The organism is Gordonia metallireducens (assembly GCF_021245825.1).
GTDB classification, from domain to species: Bacteria; Actinomycetota; Actinomycetes; order Mycobacteriales; family Mycobacteriaceae; genus Gordonia; species Gordonia namibiensis.
In genome coordinates this window covers 121,397-140,512 of sequence record NZ_JAJQJP010000041.1, presented here as the reverse complement: position 1 = coordinate 140,512, position 19,116 = coordinate 121,397, and the positions used below count along the sequence as shown (strand labels likewise).

The following is a 19,116-nucleotide window of genomic DNA, read 5'->3' as shown; positions in this document are numbered from 1 at the left end:
GCCTAGCCCTCCTGCTTCTCAGCCGCACCAGCAGTGGCCTCGGCGGGAGCGGCCTCGGCCGCGCGAGCGGCGTCGGTGCTCGTCGCAGTGGTGCCCGAGGCACCGCTACGCCGGGGCCGGCTGGGCCGGCGCGGACGGCGATCCTCGGCTGCCGGAGCGGCCGCAGCCAGCTCGCGGCGTCCACCGACGATGTCGCCCTTGTAGATCCACACCTTCACACCGATACGGCCGAAGGTGGTCTTGGCTTCGTAGAGTCCGTAGTCGATGTCGGCGCGCAGCGTGTGCAGCGGCACGCGTCCCTCGCGGTAGAACTCACTGCGGCTCATCTCAGCGCCGCCCAGACGACCCGAGCACTGGACCCGGATGCCCTTCACGTTCGGCTGACGCATCGCCGACTGGATCGCCTTGCGCATCGCGCGGCGGAACGCCACACGGTTGCTCAGCTGCTCGGCGACGCCCTGGGCCACCAGCTGGGCCTCGGACTCTGCGTTCTTGACCTCGAGGATGTTCAGCTGGACCTGCTTACCGGTCAGCTTCTCCAGGTCGCCGCGGATGCGATCGGCCTCGGCGCCACGGCGACCGATGACGATGCCCGGACGCGCGGTGTGGATGTCGACGCGAACCCGGTCACGGGTGCGCTCGATCTCCACCTTCGCGATGCCTGCGCGCTCGAGCCCCGTGGAGAGGAGCTTGCGGATCGCGACATCTTCCTTGACGTAGTCCGCGTACTGCTTGTCGGCGTACCACCGCGACTTCCAGTCGGTGGTGATGCCCAGACGGAAGCCGTGCGGGTTGATTTTCTGGCCCACTACTAGGCTCCCTTCTTCTTCGGCTGACGCGAGCGGCCACGGCCGCCGGCTGCCTTCTCCGGCAGGCTCTCCACGACCACGGTGATGTGGCTGGTGCGCTTGCGGATACGGAATGCGCGGCCCTGGGCACGCGGCTGGAAGCGCTTGAGGGTCGGGCCCTCGTCGGCGAACGCGGTAGCGACGACCAGGGTCCGGCGATCCAGATCCAGGTTGTTCTCTGCGTTGGCGACAGCGCTGGCCAGCACCTTGTACACGGGCTCGGACGCCGACTGCGGGGCGAACCGCAGAATGTCCAGTGCCTCGTCCACGTTCTTGCCGCGGATGAGGTCCAGCACGCGGCGGGCCTTCATCGGCGTGACGCGCACGAACTTCGCGGTGGCCTTGGCGGTCGGATTATCGGTCTGCGTAGTCATCAGCGGCGCTTCGCTTTCCGGTCATCCTTGATGTGACCCTTGAAGGTGCGGGTGGGGGCGAACTCGCCCAGCTTGTGACCGACCATCGAGTCCGAGATGAACACCGGCACGTGCTTGCGTCCGTCATGGACGGCAAAGGTGTGACCGATGAAGTCGGGAATGATGGTCGAACGGCGGGACCAGGTCTTGATGACCTGCTTGGTGCCCTTTTCGTTCTGGACGTCCACCTTCTTCAGGAGGTGGTCGTCGACGAACGGGCCCTTCTTGAGGCTGCGTGGCATTCTCTTACCTCCTCCTGTTATCGCTTGTTCTTGCCGGTGCGACGGCGACGGACGATCAGCTTGTCGCTGGCCTTGTTCTTACGGGTGCGGCCCTCGGGCTTACCCCACGGCGAGACCGGGTGGCGACCACCGGAGGTCTTGCCCTCACCACCACCATGCGGGTGGTCAACCGGGTTCATGACGACACCGCGGACGGTCGGGCGCTTGCCCTTCCAGCGCATACGGCCGGCCTTGCCCCAGTTGATGTTGCTCTGCTCGGCGTTGCCCACCTCGCCGACGGTTGCGCGGCAGCGCACGTCGACACGACGGATCTCGCCGGAAGGCATACGCAGCGTGGCGTAGGAGCCTTCCTTGCCGAGCAGCTGGATCGACGCGCCGGCGCTACGTGCCATCTTGGCGCCACCGCCCGGGCGCAGCTCCACGGCGTGGACCTGGGTACCGGTCGGGATGTTGCGCAGCGGCAGGTTGTTGCCGGGCTTGATGTCGGCGGCCGGACCGCTCTCGACGATGTCGCCCTGCTTCAGGTTCTTCGGCGCGATGATGTAGCGCTTCTCGCCGTCGACGTAGTGCAACAGCGCGATGCGCGCGGTGCGGTTGGGGTCGTACTCGATGTGAGCGACCTTGGCGTTGATGCCGTCCTTGTCGTTACGACGGAAGTCGATCAGACGGTAGGCACGCTTGTGGCCGCCACCCTTGTGACGAGTGGTGATGCGGCCGTGAGCGTTACGGCCACCGCGCCCGTGGAGCGGACGCACCAGCGACTTCTCCGGATGGTCACGGGTGACCTCGGCGAAGTCGGAGCCGCTGGCCCCACGACGACCCGGGGTCGTCGGCTTGTACTTACGAATAGCCATGAGTATCTAGTCCTTCTCGCCGAAGTCCCGGTCAGCTGACCGAGCCTCCGAAGATCTCGATGGGCTTGCTGTCTGCGGTCAACGACACGATGGCGCGCTTGGTGGACTTGCGCTGGCCGTAGCCGGAGCGGGTCCGCTTGCGCTTGCCCTGTCGGTTCGCGGTGTTGACGCTGGCAACCTTCACACCGAAGATCTTCTCGATCGCGATCTTGATCTCGGTCTTGTTGGACTCCGGGTGCACCAGGAAGGTGTACACGTTGTCCTCCATGAGTCCATAGGACTTCTCGGAGATCACGGGCGCCAGGATGATGTCGCGCGGATCGGCAACGGTCGTCATGTCAGGCCTCCTCTGCTGTCTTCTCGACGGCAGCCTTGGCATCCGCCGTGTTCTGCTCGATGAAGGCATTGAGCGTCTCGACGCTGAACACAACCTCGTCCGAATCCAGGACGTCGTAGGTGTTGAGCTGATCGGGAGCGATCGGGAGCACGTTGTTCAGGTTCGCCACGCTCTTCCACGCCGTCAGGTCCTCGCGGCCGAGAACGACCAGGAACTTGCGACGATCGGAGAGGCTCTCCAGGAACTCGCGAGCCGCCTTGGTCGAGGGGGCCTGCCCCGCAACCAGTTCGGTGATCACGTGGATGCGCTCGTTGCGAGCGCGATCGCTCAGGGCACCGCGCAGGGCGGCGGCCTTCATCTTCTTGGGGGTGCGCTGGCTGTAGTCACGCGGCTGCGGGCCGTGGACGGTGCCACCACCGGTGAACTGCGGTGCACGGGTCGAACCCTGACGCGCACGGCCGGTGCCCTTCTGGCGGTAAGGCTTGGCGCCACCGCCGCGGACCTCGCCGCGGGTCTTGGTCGAGTGCGTGCCCTGGCGAGCCGCGGCCTGCTGGGCCACGACGACCTGGTGCATCAGCGCGATGTTGGCGGGAGCGTCGAAGAGCGCGGCCGGCAGGTCAACGGTTCCGTTGGTCTTGCCGTCGGCGGTCTTGACGTCCAGCGTCAACTTGGTCGTGGTCTCGGTGCTCACTACTTCGCACCACCCTTCACTGCGTCGCGGACCACCACGATGCCGCCCTTGCGACCCGGGATCGCTCCCTTGATCAGCAGCAGGCCGGCCTCGGCGTCCACCTTGTGGACGGTGAGGTTCTGCGTGGTCACCTTGTCGTTACCCATACGACCGGCCATCCGCATGCCCTTGAACACGCGGCCCGGGGTGGCGCAGCCACCGATCGAGCCCGGTGCGCGGTGCACGCGGTGAGCGCCGTGGCTGGCGCCCAGACCGGCGAAGCCGTGGCGCTTCATGACGCCGGCGAAACCCTTGCCCTTCGAGGTGCCCGTGACGTCGACCAGCGCGCCGTCGGCGAAGATCTCGGCGGTCAGTTCCTGGCCGATCTCGAACTCGCTGACGTCGTTGACGCGGATCTCGGCCAGGTGACGGCGCGGGGTGACCCCGGCCTTCTCGTACTGGCCGGCGACCGGCTTGGTCACCTTGCGGGGATCGATGGCACCGTAGGCGAGCTGGACGGCGGTGTAGCCGTCACGGTCCTGCGTACGGAGCTGGGTGATGACGTTCGGGCCGGCCTGGATGACCGTGACCGGAACGACGCGGTTGTTCTCGTCGAAAACCTGGGTCATGCCGAGCTTGGTGCCCAGGATGCCCTTGGATGAACTCTGGTTGCTCATGATTTATCTCGTCCCCGTCCTACTGGATGTTGACGTCGACACTGGCCGGCAGGTCGATGCGCATGAGCGCGTCGACCGTCTTCGGGGTCGGGTCGAGGATGTCGATGAGTCGCTTGTGGGTACGCATCTCGAAATGTTCGCGGCTGTCCTTGTACTTGTGCGGCGAACGGATGACGCAGTACACGTTCTTCTCGGTGGGCAACGGCACCGGGCCAACGACACGTGCACCCGTACGGGTCACGGTCTCCACGATCTTGCGCGCCGAAGCGTCGATCGCCTCGTGGTCGTAGGCCTTGAGCCTGATGCGGATCTTCTGTCCCGCCACGCTGTGTCCTCTTCCGTCAGTTGTTCTCGACAGACAAACACCGCGTGACCAGGGCAGGCTCTCGCCGGCTGAGCACATGACCGCCGTGTGAGATTCGGCAATCGACGCTGTTCATCTGTCGTTGTACGTTGGCTCGTCTCTGGAACGAACCTGTTTGCTCCGGCACCCGCGGTCGGGCGTGTCGAGTCCGTGAAACTGATTCGGAGCACGCGTTACACGCCCATTCCCCGTTAACCGGGCCTGGGAGTCATTCACCTGACCACTTCGGCGGTGTCGGCACAGAGTGCGACGTGCGTCTGCCGGTCAAGGCAACCCGACAAGTATGCAACAGAGGCGGGTGCCGATTCAAATCCGACCTCGTCACACCCCCGGTCCGCTCAACTGACCCGTGAGTAAGATACCCGCATGGCTGCTATCGGTTCCACCTACGCCCTGCGCAAGAAGCTTCCCGACAACGCTCTCGGGAACGTCCTGTTCTCGCTGGGCCTGGTCGCCAAGGCCCCGTACTTCGGTACCGTCTTCCCGCTCGTCCAGGAGATGGAGCCCGGTTTCGCCAAGGTCACCGCCCCCAACTGGTTCGGGGTCCACAACCACATCGGCACGTTCCACGCGATAGCGGCGTGCAACCTGGCCGAGGCCGCGATGGGTGTGCTCATGGAGGCCACCACCCCGACCTCGCACCGCTGGATCCCCAAGGCGATGGAGACGCGGTACCTGGCGAAGGCCACCACCCGACTCATCGCGGAGGCCCGCCTGGCCGAGCCGGTCGACCTCGCGACCATCACCACCGGCACGGACGTCACCGTGTCGGTCAGCATCACCGACACCAAGGGCACCGAAGTCGTGCACTGCGACATCACCACCTGGGTGACCCCGAAGTAGACATCGGTAGCGGTGGCTACCGGTAGCAGGCCTGCCAGCCGGCCGTGCGCACCGTCTCGGCCGAGCAGTAGGTCGCGCGCGGATAGTAGGGCCCCATCGACGACGCCGGGTCGGACTTGTTCGCCTGCGACGCCTGCACGCTGCTCGGGTAGAACTCCGACGACGGCAGCATGTTGCGGAGGAAGACGACCTTCGACACGGCCGTGCTGCCCCATGGGATGACGGTCAGGTCGGAGCCGGCCACCTGCGCCGCGGTCAGGTCACCGGGCGCCGCGACGACGTAGGTGTAGTAGCCGTCGGCGTCGATCCGGGTCGCGTGGTCGGCCGCACAGGCGACGACCGGGTAGGGCGTCACCTTGTCGTTCTGACACATCGACCAATACCGAAGCTGTTCGCCCGGGGTTGCCGGCGACTGCCCGGCGCGAGTGTCGGGGAAGCTCGGCGCCTTTCCGCGGATCACCGCGACGCGTCCGGGCTGGTAGTTGAGCAGCGAACCGATGTACTTGTTGTCGCCGTTGGGGAACAGGCCCGACGTGCTGGCCGGGTTCACGAAGGTCGCCTCCTTCGCGTTCCCGGGGAGGGAGGCCGACGCGGCGTTGCCGATCGCGTCGTCGAAGACCGTGGTGAGGGCCTGCGCGATCGGCCCGTCGTAGTCGCGCGGGTTGAACGGTTGCGCGCACGGCGCGACGGGGATCTTCTGGCCTCCGATCGAGAAGGTCACGTTCGGCAGTGGCACGCCGCCGTTCGGGGAGTTCGGGTCGTCGGGGACGTAGATCCGCACGATGAGGAAGCCGACAGGCGCGTTCTGACCACCGGCCGGGAGACCGCGGATCTCGTTGCGCGAGTGGTCGGCGGCGCCGGGCACGACCGTCGCCTGCCACGTGCGCTTCGACGCGGGCGGCATCGCGACCGGCGCGGCGAAGGGGTTGATGCTGCCTGCATCGGGCCGGATCTGGTTGTCGCGCAGCGTGTCGACCGTGTCGAGGTCGGTGCCGTAGGTGTTGAGCGAGAAGTACCGGGCAGCCGGAAAGGTCCCCGACAGGCGGATCGAGTCCCCCGGGCCGAGGGCGTACGGCAGCACCCAGTAGGTCGCGTTGGCGTCGGGGAAGGCGACGTTGAGATCGGTGCTGTTCGACATCAGCTGCCATGCGCATCCGGGCCCCGGCGCATAGCCCTGCGGGGCCGCCGACGCGGGGGCCGACCCCACGGCCGTCATCGCGAGCACCGCACCGACGACGACACCGGCAAGCCCGCCGACACGGCGCCTGACCTGTGTGAACAATGTTGCTCCCTCCGCCTCGCCAGATCGTAGCCACAGCTCACCCGGCTCGCCGGGCCAAATCCGCGACATCATCTCGGCCTGCCTCTCGGCGGCGATGCTCATAGGGTGAGAGATGGCCCTGCGGTCGACGCCCTCCCCGCCGGAGCGGCGCAAGACCCCGGGCTCCGCCCTCCGCGTGCGGCAGTATCGAAGAGGGACGGTATCGACGGGGAACCGCCCGACAGGCGCCACCGAGCAGGAGGACAGAGATCATGTGCGGAATCTGCGGCGAGATCCGTTTCGACGGCAGCGTGCCCGACGTGGCGACCGTCGACGCGATGACCTGCGAGATGACGCGCCGGGGGCCCGACGGGAGCGGCGTCTTCGCGAAAGGGTCTGTGGCTCTCGGACATCGGCGCCTGAAGATCATCGACCTGTCCGAGAAGGGCAGCCAGCCGATGATCGACCCCGCACTCGGACTGGCGCTCGTCTTCAACGGCTGCATCTACAACCACCACGAGCTGCGGGCCGAACTCGAGGGGAAGGGTTACTCCTTCTTCTCCCACGCCGACAGCGAGGTGATCCTCAAGGCCTTCCATGCCTGGGGCCCCGACTGCGTGGACCATTTCATCGGCATGTTCGCGTTCGCGATCGTCGACACCGACACCGGCGTGGTGACCCTCGGCCGCGACCGTCTGGGCATCAAGCCCCTCTACCTGGCCGACACCCCGGGCCGGTTGCGCTTCGCGTCGTCGGTGCAGGCGCTGCTCCGTGCCGGTGACGTCGACACGTCGATCGATCGTGTTGCTCTACACCACTACTTCAGCTTCCATGCGGTGGTACCGGCCCCGCACACCATCTACAACGGCATCCGCAAACTGCCCCCGGCCACGGTCATGGTCATCCACCCCGACGGTCGGCGCACCGAACGGAAGTACTGGGAGCCGCGATTCGAGGCCCACCCCGACCGCGCGGACTGGGACGAGCAGCGTTGGCATGCCGAGCTCCTGGACTCGCTGCGCACCTCGGTGAAGCGACGCATGGTCGCCGACGTCCCGGTCGGCGTGCTCCTGTCCGGCGGCGTCGACTCCTCGCTCGTCGTGGCATTGCTCGCCGAGCAGGGGCAGACCGACCTGGCCACCTTCAGCATCGGATTCGATTCGGCCGCAGGCGAATCCGGCGACGAGTACGCCTACTCCGATCTGATCGCCGACACCTTCGCGACGGATCACCACAAGATCCACATCGGCACCGATCGGTTGCTGCCCGCGATCCCCGACACCGTCGCGGCCATGGGCGAGCCGATGGTCAGCCACGATTGCGTGGCCTTCTATCTCCTGTCGCAGGAGGTCAGCAAGTCCATCAAGGTGGTCCAGACCGGGCAGGGCGCCGACGAGATCCTCGGCGGTTACAGCTGGTACCCGCCGCTGCGCGGTGTGCCGCGCCAGGACACGACCCGCGCCTACGCGAACGTCTTCTTCGACCGCGACGACGCCGACATCCGCAGCATCCTCGCCGACGAGTACCTCCTCGAGGCCGGCTACGACCCCAGTTTCGCCTTCGCCCAGGCACACCAGTCGGCGCCGGGGGCCGACACCTCGGTCGACGCGGCACTGCGCCTCGACACCACCGTCATGCTCGTCGACGACCCGGTCAAACGCGTCGACACGATGACGATGGCCTGGGGACTCGAGGCCCGCGTGCCGTTCCTCGACCACGAGTTCGTCGAACTCGCCGCCGGCTGCCCGGCCGAACTCAAACTCGCACACGGGGGCAAGGGCGTTCTCAAGGAGGCGAGCCGGTCGCTCCTGCCGTCGGCGGTGATCGACCGGACCAAGGGCTACTTCCCGGTGCCCGGCATCCGCCACCTCACCGGCGGGGTCCTCGACCTCGTCAACGACACCCTCCGGTCGCAGGCCGCCGTCGACCGCGGGCTCTACCGGCCCGAGGCGCTCGACAAGCTCTTCGGCGACCCCAACGGCATCCGCACCCGCCTCGACGGCAACGAACTCTGGCAGGTCGCGCTCCTCGAGATGTGGCTCCAGACGACGGAAGCGAACGCCCGCCGGTGACTGCTCTGCGTTTCGACGACCGCGGTTGGAAGACCTATGGCGCCTCCCTCTCACCCGACGGGAGTGCGTTCGCCTACATCGTCGACGACGGCAACGGGTATCCCCGTGCGGCCCAGCGATCCCTGTCGCGTGACGGGGTCGGCGACCTGCGCTGGGTCAAGCTGCGGTCCACCGGTCCGGTCCGCAAGATCGTGCATTCCACCGACAGCCGGTGGCTGGCCGTCGAGATCGCACCCAGTGGCGGTGAGCACCACCAGGTCTGGGTGGTGACCACCGACCCCGACGACGACACCGCGCACCGGATCGCGGCTACCCGCCCGGACGGCCGGTCCTACGGGACCGTCCGCCTCGTCGGCTGGGACACCGACTGGGTCCTGCTCACCGCGATCGACCATGACGGCACCACGCACGCGCTGCGCGTCCACCCGGGCACCCAGACCACCCGGACCCTCGACCTGCGCGTCGGCAGCGAACTGATCGATTCCTGGAAGGGTGCGACCCTCGTCCGCGTCGGCCCGCGCGGTTATCACGACATGCTGCTGATCCGGCGCCGTCCCGACTCGTCCGACGACGAGGTCACGATGACGCCGCTGCTCCCCCAGGACCCCGGCGCCGTCACCGACCAGGGTTATGTGCTCGACCAGGGCTTCGACCACACATCGATGGTCTTCGTTCCCGCGCCGAACGAACCCATCCGCGACCTCGACAGCGTCCAGGCGTTGGTGCGCAGCGACTTCGACGCGAAGTTCCCCCGGCTCCTCGGCGTCGAGGTGAGCAAGTTCGGCGTCCGGTTCCGGGTGATGGCGCAACGCGTCGACATCGGGCTCGACGAGTTCGCCGTCAGCCACGACCAGTCGACCGTCGCGCTGTTGTGGAACGTCAAGGGCCGCAGCGAGTTGCAGATTCTCACCCTCCCCGACCAGACGCTGCATCCGCCGATCGAGCTCCCCGGCGAGGTCGCCCACGATCTGTCGATCAGCGCGGCGGGCTCGGTGGTGTCGGTGACCGTGTCGAGCCCCCAGCACTCCCCGCTCGTCCACCTGATCGACGTCCCGAACCGGAAGGTGACGCCGGTGCGCGACGACGTCGTCACCGGCGAGGGTCCGTCGAGCCTCCTCCGCCCCGAGCTGGTGGAGTTCTTCGCGCGGGACGGCATGCCGCTGTCGGGTTTCCTGTATCGGGCCGCGAAGGAGAACCGCGACGACCGACCCGGTCCGACGCTGCTCTACTTCCACGGCGGCCCCGAGGGACAGACCCGCCCGGACTACCAGTTCCTCTTCGGCCCGCTCGTCGACGCCGGGATCACCGTCTTCGCCCCCAACGTCCGTGGCTCGTCGGGCTACGGTCGCCTCTTCTCCCACGCCGACGACCGCTACGGCCGGTATGCGGGCATCAACGATGCCGCGGATTGCGCGGAACTGCTGTGCCGCCTGGGAATCGCCGATCCGGACTCGGTGTACTGCTCGGGCCGCTCCTACGGCGGTTATCTGACACTGGCCTGCCTGACCTTCCACCCCGACCTGTTCGCGGCCGGCATCGCGATCTGCGGCATGAGCGACCTCGAGTCGTTCTTCCGCAACACCGAACCGTGGATCGCCGTCGCCGCGTACACCAAATACGGTCACCCCGAGTCGGATCGCGAGCTGCTCGCCGACCTCTCCCCCATCCATCGCATCGACGACGTGCGCGCCCCGCTCCTCGTGGTGCACGGTGCACACGACACCAACGTCCCGGTCAGCGAATCGCAACAGATCGTCGCCGAACTCCAGGCCCGCGGCGCGGTCGCCGAGATGCTGATGTTCGACGACGAGGGCCACGAGATCGTCAAGCGCAGCAACCAGCATCGGCTCACCGAGGCGGTCGCCGAGTGGATCTCGAAGTACCCGACGCGCCCCGGGGTGATGCGGTGAACCGGCGGATGACCGATCGGTTGCTCGCGCAACTGGCGGACACCCGCACCGGCAACGAGCGTGCGAACGTGCTCGAGGAACTCCGCCGGCTGATCCTGTCCGGTGGTGCGCCCCCGGGTACCCAGATTCCGCCCGCCGAGATCGCCGACGCCTTCGGGGTCAGTCCGATACCCGTGCGCGAAGCACTGAAGACCCTGGTCGGCGAAGGTCTTGTCGTGCACCGACCCAACGCCGGGTACCGCGTCAACCAACCCTCTGCCGACGAGCTCCGTGAGATCTACTTCGTGCGCGGCACCCTGGAACAGGCCGCGCTGGCCCGGTCGGTCGAGCTCATCGACGAGTCCGCTCTGCAGGTCGCCCGGGACCGTCACGCCGAACTCCTCGTCGCGGTGAAGTACAACGACGGCAAGGCATTTCACGATGTGTCCCGCGAGTTCCACCGCGCCCTCACCACCCCGTGCGCGATGCCGCGACTGCTCAACATGTTCGAGGCGACTTGGAACCTCACCGAGCCGTTCCAGATGATGCGCTCGGTCACCGCCGAGACGCAGGCGGCACTCAACGCCGATCACGAGGACCTGCTCGGGGCCTTCGCCGACCGCGACACCCCGTCGGTCCTCGAGGTCGCACGCCGGCACCACCAGCGACTCGAGATCGCGATCGTCGAGACCGCCGACCTCCTCGACGTCCGCCACGACTGACGAGTCCCACGACGAACATTCTTCGGAGGCGACCGGCTCACCCGCCGGAATATATTTGCGCGTTCATCGTCGGGTAACAAACCGTTCCTATTTTTGTCCCATCAGCATCGCCGCACCTGAGAGCGGTCTTCCACGCTGAGAGACGAACCGGGAGAACACATGTCCACACCGACCCCTGCCGAGGCGGCGCAGTCGCATCACGGCGCCGCGGGCGAGAGCGTCATCAAGGCCGGCTACGACGACCGGCTCACCAACACCGATCTGGCCCCACTGAAAGAACAGAAGTGGACCTGGTACAACATCTTCGCGTTCTGGATGTCCGACGTGCACAGCGTCGGCGGTTACGTCTTCGCCGGTAGCCTGTTCGCGCTGGGTATCGCCGCGTGGCAGGTTCTCGTCGCCCTCGTGGTCGGCATCGTCGCCGTGAACATTCTCAGCAATCTCGTCGCCAAACCCTCGCAGATGGCCGGTGTCCCGTACCCGGTGACGACACGAGTGTCCTTCGGGGTGAAGGGCGCCAACATCCCGGCGATCATCCGCGGCGCGATCGCGGTCGTCTGGTACGGCATCCAGACCTATCTGGCCTCGGTCGCGTTCGGCCTGCTGGCGTTGAAGTTCTGGCCGGGTCTCGAACCATGGGGCGACGTCGACCAGCACGGGTTCATGGGACTGTCGGCGCTCGGCTGGGCCGGCTTCCTCCTGATGTGGGTCCTGCAGGCGTTCGTGTTCTGGAACGGAATGGACACCATCCGCAAGTTCATCGACTTCTGCGGTCCCGCAGTCTATGTCGTCATGATCGCGCTCGCCGGCTACCTGATCGCCAAAGCGGGCTGGGACAACGTGAGCCTCGACCTCTCGGTCGGCGACGGCCTCACCGGATGGTCGTCGATCACGATGATGATCAGCGCCTTCGCGCTCGTGGTCTCCTACTTCTCCGGTCCGATGCTCAACTTCGGTGACTTCTCCCGCTACGGAAAGACTTTCGGCGAGGTGAAGAAGGGCAACTTCTGGGGCCTGCCGGTGAACTTCCTGTTCTTCTCGCTGCTCGTCGTGTGCACCGTCTCGGCAGCGGTGACGGTCATCGGCACGGATGCGGACGGCAACATCATCACCGACCCGGTCCACATCGTCGACAAGATCGACAACACCACCGCCGCGGTGCTCGGTGTGCTGACCTTTGCCATCGCCACGATCGGCATCAACATCGTCGCCAACTTCGTCTCCCCCGCCTTCGACTTCTCGAATGTGGCCCCCACCAAGATCAGCTGGCGCACCGGCGGCATGATCGCCGCCGTCGGTTCGGTCCTGATCACCCCGTGGAATCTCTTCAACAACCCGACCGCGATCCACTACACGATGGACACGCTCGGTGCCGTGATCGGTCCGCTGTTCGGCATCCTGATCGCCGATTTCTACCTGGTCAAGAAGCAGAAGATCGTCGTCGACGACCTGTTCACGATGAAGCCCGAGGGCACCTACTGGTACCGCAACGGCTGGAACCCGGTGGCCGTGGGCTCGACCGTCGTCGCCTCCGTTCTGCCGATCTGTGTCGTCATCTTCGGCACCGCCTACCAGGCCAGCTTCACCTGGTTCATCGGCGCCGGTCTCGGTATGGCGGTCTACTGGCTGGGCATGAAGTTCGTTCCCACCCAGATGATCTACGGTTCCGCACCCACCGCACACACGACCACCGACATCGCGGTCGACGCCGCGGGTGAACCCGAGCCGACGCCTGAACCGGTGGTCGCCGGGGCCGCTGCCGAGGAGACACCGAGCAGCTGAGGCGTCCGACCGTCGTCGACCCGACACCTTCTCGGAGCTGACAGCGGTATTTCGATCGGGCCGCGCGATCTCTTCGCGCGGCCCGATCCGTGTCTACGGGGTCCGACCGAGCCCGCGTGCCGCGATCGCCTCGAGAACGACCCCCGACGCCTTGTAGGGTTCGGTGTCGCGCGGCCAGGGGACGATGACGTCGGTGAAGCCGAGTTCGTCTGCGCGTCCGACCATGTCGTCGAAGAGGTCGATGCTCTCGAGTGGGTTACGCGGAGCAGCCTCGAGACTGAGGTATCGGTCGATCCGACGGCCCGGTTGCCGACCCAGTTCCTCGTCGAGGACCCCGACGGCCCGTGCGACGGATGCGAACCACTCGTCGAGGTCCTCTGTTGCCTGGCCGGTCGTCACCCAGGCGTCGCCGTGACGCGCGGCGAACCGCACCGAACGTGGACCGTTGCCGGCGAGCAGGAACGGCACCCGATCTCGTACCGGCCCACGCCCCAGGCGCATGTCCCGCGCGCGGAAGTACGGGCCGTCCGCGTCGACGTGATCCTCGCTCAGGGTCCGGTCGAGAAGACCGACGAATTCCTGGAATCGGTCGACGCGCTGCCCGACGGTCAGTTCCGGCTGCCCGAGCACGGCGTCGTCCGGTGTGCCGCCGACACCCAGCCCCAGCAGGAAACGGCCGTCAGAGATGTCCACGAGGGTCTCGACCTCACGCGAAAACGCTGCCGGGTGACGGAAATTGGGCGACACCACGAAGGCACCGAGTCCGATGGTGCTCGTGACGACGGCGGCCGCCGACAGCAGCGGCACACAACCCGACCACAGCGAGTCCGGCAGGCCGCCCCAGACGAGGTGGTCGTAGGTCCAGGCGTGATCGAACCCCATCTCCTCGGCCAGGATCCATCGCGGTCGGGACTGTTCCCAGGTCAGGTCGGGGAGGATGCAGATGCCGTGGCGCACGGCTCACACTGTACTTCGGCTCAGCGAGCGACCGGCGGGACCGCGCCGAGGATATCGATGACCGATCCTGCGTGCGTGGTCACGTAGACGCTCGTGGCCGAACAACACGGCACCGGTTGCGCCGACGGAGATCCCGGCCCGCGTCGACAGGTTCTCCCGTGCGACGCGGATCAGCGGTGCCGGGTTCCCGGCAGCACGATCGCCGACGCCACGAAGAAGCAGAGCGCGCCCACGAATGTCCCGGCGTTGGCGGCGATGGCATCGGCTGTCACACCGTCCTTGTTCACGAAGGCGCCGACGGCCGACACCCCGAACGCGACACACCCCACCCAGTTCACCAGGACCGACCACCAGCCCCGGTCCTCGAAGTCGAAACCGTGACCCGTCGACCGGGAGTACGCGGCGAAGGCGACCGCGCCGCTGATCAGGAAGGCAACCGAACCACCGGCGTCGGGAGACCACACGAGATGGCGCTCGCCGGCAACCGTGTGGGCGAACAGGGCGCTCGTCGTCGAGATGTTGAACAGCAGGGTCCCGACGGACTGGGTTGCGGCGCTGAGCCATTCGGCACGGATTGCTGATCCCGGCATCGATGCCTTCAGCTCGACGGGCGATGCGCTGCGCACCAACTGGATCAGCCCGGCGCCCGTGAAGAACCATGCGCCGACGAAGTAACACAGATTGACGACATCGGCGCCGGCGAGATCGCCGAATCCGGGTGCCGAGCCGAGAGCGAACAGCGCCGACCCGACCATGAATCCCCAGCACTGCTTCGGCAGCGTGGGCGCGAGCGGGGCGGTGGGCCAGGCACGACGCCGCGTCGGCGTTCGGGGTGCCGGCCGCTCAGGCGGTGACATCGAGACCCGCGATGACCTTGCTCGGTTCGATCCAGACACCCAGTTCGCCCGGCACGCCGTTGCGCGCACCGAACTCCTCGGCCCGTTCGGCACCCATGTATCGAGCGCCGCACAGCGTGGCGATCCGTCGGACTTCGTCGAGATCCTCCGTCACCACCGCGCGGCCCTGCACCTGGACGAAGCCGTACGGCGGTTCCGCCAGGTCGATCGACATCGTCACGCGCGGGTCACGTAGGAGCGCACGTCCTTTCGCGGTTGTCTCACCGGTGTTGAACGCCAGTCGGTCGCCGTCAACGACGAACCAGACCGGGACCACCAGGGGCCTGCCATCGGCGGCGGTGTATCCGAGGTGGCCGGTCTTGGTACCGGAGGCCAGGAATTCCCGGACCGCGGGATCCGACAGCGACGTTCCAGACATGTGTTCAGCCTAGGTGCTCCCGGCCCGGACGGTCTCGGTTCCAGTAGCCGGCGACGACTTTCGGTAGTAGATGCTTCCGCGTGGCCGATTCCCTCCCGCTTATCGGACAGCACCCGCGGGAAGGAAACAGACACCGCGGGAAGGAAACGGTCACGCGGGTAGACGAACAGTTCCTCGCTCACCCCTCATCCGAGATGAGGTTGCCGATATGGACGGCCACCATCATGATCGTGGCATGCGGCCCGCTGTGGCCCCCCGTCGGCAGGATCGACCCGTCGACGATCCGCAGGCCCTCGGCCCCGTGGACCGCGCCGAGCGCGTCGGTGCGCACACCCATGGGCATGGTGCCCCAGGCGTGCTGTGAGAATCCCGGCACCGCGGCCACCGAGACGCTGCCCGGCACGACGAGGCCGGCGAACTCCGCCGAGTGCAGCATCTCCACCGCCAGGTCGGCGCCCGCCCGCATTGCGGCGGTGACCTCGGCCGACGGCTCTCCGAACGCGAGGCGGATCCGTTCACCGTCGGCGACGAGACGCACCGGCGATCTGTCCATCGCGGTGACCTCGACCATCGGCCCGCCGCGCGGGAGGCCGTCGATGTAGGTTGCGAAATCATCCCGATAGCAACGGATCTCGAGTCCATCGTCGGTGTGCAGCACCGTCGGCAGCACCATGCCGGGCTCGGCCGGTTGCTTCCGACGGTAGGAAACGGCCAGTCCGCGATGTTCACCGGCGTCGAGGAATGCGGCCCCGCCGAGCGCCTCGAGGTCCGAGGCGAGCAGGAGCTGGGCGGTGCCCAGCGTGCCGGCGGCGAGGATCACCTCGCCGGCCCTGACCGTGAATCGATCGGTGTGCACACCGGTGACACGGCGCCGGTCGGCAACCTCGAGCCGTCGGACCTCGCAGTCTGGGACGACGCGGAGATTGGGCCGGCCGAGGGCCTGATCGAGGTAGGCCTCGGCGGCGGTCCGGCGCAACATCCCGGACCGGTTGCCGAGCACCCGGTTCACGCCGACCACCGGCCAGCGGTCACGAAGCGACCGAACGGCCGTCCGCGCCGACCAGTACCGCTCGAAAGCCTTTCCGGCGTCGCCGAGTTCGTCGTCGGACACCGGTGAGACACTCATCGTGCCCCCACCCCCACTCTCACCCCCGTCGAGCTCGGAGTAGGCGGCGTCGATCGCGTCGAGGTCCCAGCCGTGCGGCCAGTCCGCGAAGTCCTCCGGGTGCCAGCGCAGGAAATATCCGCCGTTGACCGCGGAGGAGCCCCCGACCGCGCACCCCCGCGCGGCGGTGAGACCGTCGAGATCGGTGGCGTGCCGGACCGCGTAGGGCGCGTGGTCGCCGATGGGCAGACGTCGGAGGTCCCGCTCCTCCGGGCCCGGCCACCGCCCGGGTCCCCGCTCGAGCAGCACGACGTTCCGCCCGGGTTCCCGCGACAACCTCTCCGCGAGGACGCAACCGGCGCTCCCCGCACCGACGATGACGACGTCGGCAATCATCACATCTGCGCTCATGACACCTCGCTCATGACATGAGGGATCAGATGCGCATTGCGGGGCAATGTCATCGGGAGATGACCGGGCGCAACGCCTCCGCGTCTCGGTGGGTGATGACGCCCTGCCACAGACCCGCGCCATAGGCGAGGTCGTCGAGGCGGCGCATCATCAGGTAGCGGAACGGTCCCAGGGCCGGCGGGGTCGTCGGGTCGGCGAGGAGGTCCCGGAACCAGGACACCACCCCCTCGACGATCGCCACCTGGATCGCGAGCGTGCGGAACCGTCTCGACACGAGGGCCATCAGCAGGGCCACCGGCCAGTAATGCCGGCAGATCGCATCAGCCGCCTGGAGTAGTCCGAAGCCCGCGGCCCGGCCGGTGAGTTGCGCCGAGACGAGCGGCGCCGACGGCAGGTCGCCCAGCCGCTTGCGAAGCCGGGTCGCGAGATGGGTCAGGATCAGCATCGCCAGCGCGGCGCCGAAGCGGGTGCGGGTCAACAGGGCGGCGACGGCCGCGGCCATCGGCACCGACATCACCAGCGGGGCGGCACGGTTTCCGTGGCGTGCGGCGAGGTGGGCTGCTCCGGTCCCGTAGAAGCATCGCCGGGACAGCACCGACCGCATGTCGGTGCGATGGTCGTGTGCCACCCGCGCGACCGGGTCGTACCGTATACGCCACCCTGCAGCGTGCATACGCCAGCATGCATCCACATCCTCGGCGACCCTGAGCGACTCGTCGAATCCGCAGAATGCACTGCGCCGCACGACAATTGCCGCACTGGGAACGTAGGGGACCCGGGTGGACGGCAGGACCGCGGACTCCTCGGGACCCATGTCCAGCGAGGACCAGCCGTTCTCGTAGCGCTCGGCCAGCGAGGACGACCGGTCGGCGGACCGGAGTCCGACGATCCGCGGGGCCACGATCCCCACCGTCGGGTCGGAGAAGTGGGTGAGCAGAACCGTCAGCCAGTCCGGGTCGGGCACGACGTCGGAATCGAGGAAGGCCACGAAATCCGTGGTGGCAGCGGCCGCTCCGGCGTTCCGGGCCGCAGCAGGGCCACGGTTCTCGTCGAATCGGATGACGCTCACGCCCGGCCGGTCGGCGCCGATCGGGACGTCCGATCCGTCGTCGACGACCACGACGGTCAGACCGTCGAGTGCATCGAGGAGGCGGTCGACGCCGGCCTGATTGTCCTTGACCGGGATCACCACGGTGACGTCGGCAGGTTTCGGACCGAACATCGGACGTGGGTTGGCGACCCCGGCATCCAGGAGAGCGCGGGCGAGACGACGGGTCACGTTGTCGCACACCTCGATTCGACCGTCGTCGGAGGTCATCCCCAGCGCGGTGTCGGACATGCGCATCAGCCGCGTCGGCGAGCCTCCGACCAGGTACCGCAGGTCACCGCCGCGCGCGGATCGCAGGTCGATCTGGACCTGGAAACCATCCGGGAGGTCGGTGCGGTTCTCCGCGGACGCCCCGTCCGCGGTGTCGGCATCGTCACCCGGCTCGTCTCCCGAAACCGTCTGTGCACCAACGGTTTCGCCGTCGGAGATGGCTTCGCTGCCGAGCGTGTCCTCATCGGCCGGGTTCCTGTCGGTCACGTCCCTGCCCTCGGTCGCGTCGTCGCCACTGATGCCCTGGGCCGAACCACTGCCGCGAGGGGCCGAATCGTCGAGCGCGGTCATCCGAGTCGCCCCTGGTCATCGACCTGCCAGGACACGAGCGCCGCACCGAGGCGATCGGTCACCTCGGCCACCAGGCGCCGGCCCTCGTCGGCGGAGGCCTCGGTGGGATCGCCCAGCACGCCGTTGGGGCTGACCGCCCCGACACCGCCCTCACGCATGGCACCGAGAAGCGCGCCGACCGGCTCACGATTACCGGCGACCGCCCGCGACGTGTCGACCGATGACGGCGAGACATGTAGCAGCACCGAGGTTTCCGTGAAACCGGCATGTGCGTCCGCGCCCGGGAAGGCGCACGGGAACCAGGCGGCATCCCGCCCCTCGTACCGGAGGCGGGTCACCGCGTCGATCAGGGTCCGGGTGTTGCCGCCGTGTCCGTTCACGAACACGATGCGCCGCGCCCACCGGCAGGCACTGCGTCCGTACTCGATGAGCATCCCGCGCAGTGCGTCGTGACCGATGGAGATCGTCCCGGCAAAGCCCTCGTGTTCGCCGCTCGCGCCGTAATTGAGGTCGGGCGCACGGAGGATGTCGGAATCCCCGAGGCGCTCACAGACGGCGTCGGCCACTGCCGTGGCGATACGCGTGTCGGTGTCCAGAGGCAGGTGCGGACCGTGCTGCTCGACAGAACCGAGAGGTACCACGAGAGTGATCACCTTTCCATCGAGGTCCGGCCAGCTGCACTGCCCCAGCGTCGACGGTCCTGTCATCTGACCAATGCTAGCCAT

Annotated in this window: 20 protein-coding genes; 5 read left to right on the top strand and 15 right to left on the bottom strand. The window is 67.5% G+C overall.

Going from position 1 to position 19,116, the window contains the following annotated elements; all coding sequences use genetic code 11:
- Nucleotides 1–2 precede the first annotated feature (2 nt).
- From rpsC to rpsJ, 8 genes are read right to left on the bottom strand one after another with little or no spacing between them, the layout of a single operon-like run.
- Nucleotides 3–809, bottom strand: coding sequence for a 30S ribosomal protein S3 (rpsC, locus tag LQD00_RS17015; protein ID WP_004020549.1), 807 nt, complete (start codon nt 807–809; stop codon nt 3–5).
- 2 nt (nt 810–811) lie between these two features.
- Entirely contained in the window at nt 812–1,222 is a 411-nt protein-coding gene (gene rplV / locus LQD00_RS17010; RefSeq protein WP_005194644.1) for a 50S ribosomal protein L22, read from the bottom strand.
- Nucleotides 1,222–1,503 carry a 30S ribosomal protein S19 gene (gene rpsS, locus LQD00_RS17005; protein ID WP_004020551.1) on the bottom strand — a complete coding sequence of 94 codons (282 nt, stop codon included), beginning with the start codon at nt 1,501–1,503 and terminating at the stop codon, nt 1,222–1,224. Before rpsS ends, rplV begins: the two co-directional genes overlap by 1 nt.
- A 17-nt stretch (nt 1,504–1,520) precedes the next feature.
- Nucleotides 1,521–2,357, bottom strand: coding sequence for a 50S ribosomal protein L2 (rplB, locus tag LQD00_RS17000; protein WP_127962541.1), 837 nt, complete (start codon nt 2,355–2,357; stop codon nt 1,521–1,523).
- A 31-nt stretch (nt 2,358–2,388) separates the two neighbouring features.
- On the bottom strand, nt 2,389–2,694 hold the full coding sequence (gene rplW, locus LQD00_RS16995) for a 50S ribosomal protein L23 (RefSeq protein WP_005194638.1): 306 nt from the start codon (nt 2,692–2,694) through the stop codon (nt 2,389–2,391).
- Between the two features lies 1 nt (nt 2,695).
- The gene (gene rplD, locus LQD00_RS16990; RefSeq protein WP_006866075.1) at nt 2,696–3,385 is read right to left on the bottom strand and encodes a 50S ribosomal protein L4; all 690 of its coding nucleotides are present in this window, start codon (nt 3,383–3,385) and stop codon (nt 2,696–2,698) included.
- A complete protein-coding gene (gene rplC, locus LQD00_RS16985) occupies nt 3,385–4,041 on the bottom strand; it encodes a 50S ribosomal protein L3 (RefSeq protein ID WP_005194633.1) in 657 nt (218 codons plus the stop codon). Before rplC ends, rplD begins: the two co-directional genes overlap by 1 nt.
- 19 nt (nt 4,042–4,060) lie before the next feature.
- The gene (rpsJ, locus tag LQD00_RS16980) at nt 4,061–4,366 is read right to left on the bottom strand and encodes a 30S ribosomal protein S10 (protein ID WP_003938093.1); all 306 of its coding nucleotides are present in this window, start codon (nt 4,364–4,366) and stop codon (nt 4,061–4,063) included.
- A gap of 405 nt (nt 4,367–4,771) precedes the next feature.
- Here rpsJ and LQD00_RS16975 point away from each other — a divergent pair, with 405 nt between their 5' ends.
- Entirely contained in the window at nt 4,772–5,248 is a 477-nt protein-coding gene (locus tag LQD00_RS16975; RefSeq protein ID WP_232718310.1) for a hotdog fold domain-containing protein, read from the top strand.
- Nucleotides 5,249–5,264: 16 nt separating this feature from the next.
- Here the strand turns inward: LQD00_RS16975 and LQD00_RS16970 are convergent, their stop codons facing one another.
- The gene (locus tag LQD00_RS16970) at nt 5,265–6,464 is read right to left on the bottom strand and encodes a hypothetical protein (RefSeq protein WP_232718324.1); all 1,200 of its coding nucleotides are present in this window, start codon (nt 6,462–6,464) and stop codon (nt 5,265–5,267) included.
- Nucleotides 6,465–6,781: 317 nt separating this feature from the next.
- Here LQD00_RS16970 and LQD00_RS16965 point away from each other — a divergent pair, with 317 nt between their 5' ends.
- From LQD00_RS16965 to LQD00_RS16950, 4 genes are all read left to right on the top strand, one after another.
- Nucleotides 6,782–8,581 carry an N-acetylglutaminylglutamine amidotransferase gene (locus LQD00_RS16965; protein ID WP_232718309.1) on the top strand — a complete coding sequence of 600 codons (1,800 nt, stop codon included), beginning with the start codon at nt 6,782–6,784 and terminating at the stop codon, nt 8,579–8,581.
- Nucleotides 8,578–10,491, top strand: a complete 1,914-nt coding sequence (locus LQD00_RS16960; RefSeq protein WP_232718308.1) for a S9 family peptidase — start codon at nt 8,578–8,580, stop codon at nt 10,489–10,491. Before LQD00_RS16965 ends, LQD00_RS16960 begins: the two co-directional genes overlap by 4 nt.
- Nucleotides 10,492–10,499: 8 nt before the next feature.
- Nucleotides 10,500–11,192 carry a GntR family transcriptional regulator gene (locus LQD00_RS16955; RefSeq protein ID WP_232718307.1) on the top strand — a complete coding sequence of 231 codons (693 nt, stop codon included), beginning with the start codon at nt 10,500–10,502 and terminating at the stop codon, nt 11,190–11,192.
- A gap of 159 nt (nt 11,193–11,351) precedes the next feature.
- Nucleotides 11,352–12,974, top strand: a complete 1,623-nt coding sequence (locus LQD00_RS16950; RefSeq protein WP_232718306.1) for an NCS1 family nucleobase:cation symporter-1 — start codon at nt 11,352–11,354, stop codon at nt 12,972–12,974.
- Between the two features lie 93 nt (nt 12,975–13,067).
- Here the strand turns inward: LQD00_RS16950 and LQD00_RS16945 are convergent, their stop codons facing one another.
- The 6 genes from LQD00_RS16945 to mftE form a co-directional block, all read right to left on the bottom strand.
- Complete coding sequence (locus tag LQD00_RS16945) at nt 13,068–13,931, bottom strand: LLM class flavin-dependent oxidoreductase (RefSeq protein WP_232718305.1); 864 nt, start codon at nt 13,929–13,931, stop codon at nt 13,068–13,070.
- Nucleotides 13,932–14,101: 170 nt separating this feature from the next.
- Complete coding sequence (locus tag LQD00_RS16940; protein WP_232718323.1) at nt 14,102–14,686, bottom strand: hypothetical protein; 585 nt, start codon at nt 14,684–14,686, stop codon at nt 14,102–14,104.
- Nucleotides 14,687–14,774: 88 nt separating this feature from the next.
- Entirely contained in the window at nt 14,775–15,206 is a 432-nt protein-coding gene (locus LQD00_RS16935; protein ID WP_232718304.1) for a PPOX class F420-dependent oxidoreductase, read from the bottom strand.
- Nucleotides 15,207–15,384: 178 nt separating this feature from the next.
- The gene (mftG, locus tag LQD00_RS16930; RefSeq protein ID WP_232718303.1) at nt 15,385–16,722 is read right to left on the bottom strand and encodes a mycofactocin system GMC family oxidoreductase MftG; all 1,338 of its coding nucleotides are present in this window, start codon (nt 16,720–16,722) and stop codon (nt 15,385–15,387) included.
- Nucleotides 16,723–16,771: 49 nt separating this feature from the next.
- Nucleotides 16,772–18,391 carry a mycofactocin biosynthesis glycosyltransferase MftF gene (mftF, locus tag LQD00_RS16925; RefSeq protein ID WP_232718302.1) on the bottom strand — a complete coding sequence of 540 codons (1,620 nt, stop codon included), beginning with the start codon at nt 18,389–18,391 and terminating at the stop codon, nt 16,772–16,774.
- The gene (mftE, locus tag LQD00_RS16920; RefSeq protein WP_232718301.1) at nt 18,388–19,098 is read right to left on the bottom strand and encodes a mycofactocin biosynthesis peptidyl-dipeptidase MftE; all 711 of its coding nucleotides are present in this window, start codon (nt 19,096–19,098) and stop codon (nt 18,388–18,390) included. Before mftE ends, mftF begins: the two co-directional genes overlap by 4 nt.
- Between the last annotated feature and the right edge of the window lie 18 nt (nt 19,099–19,116).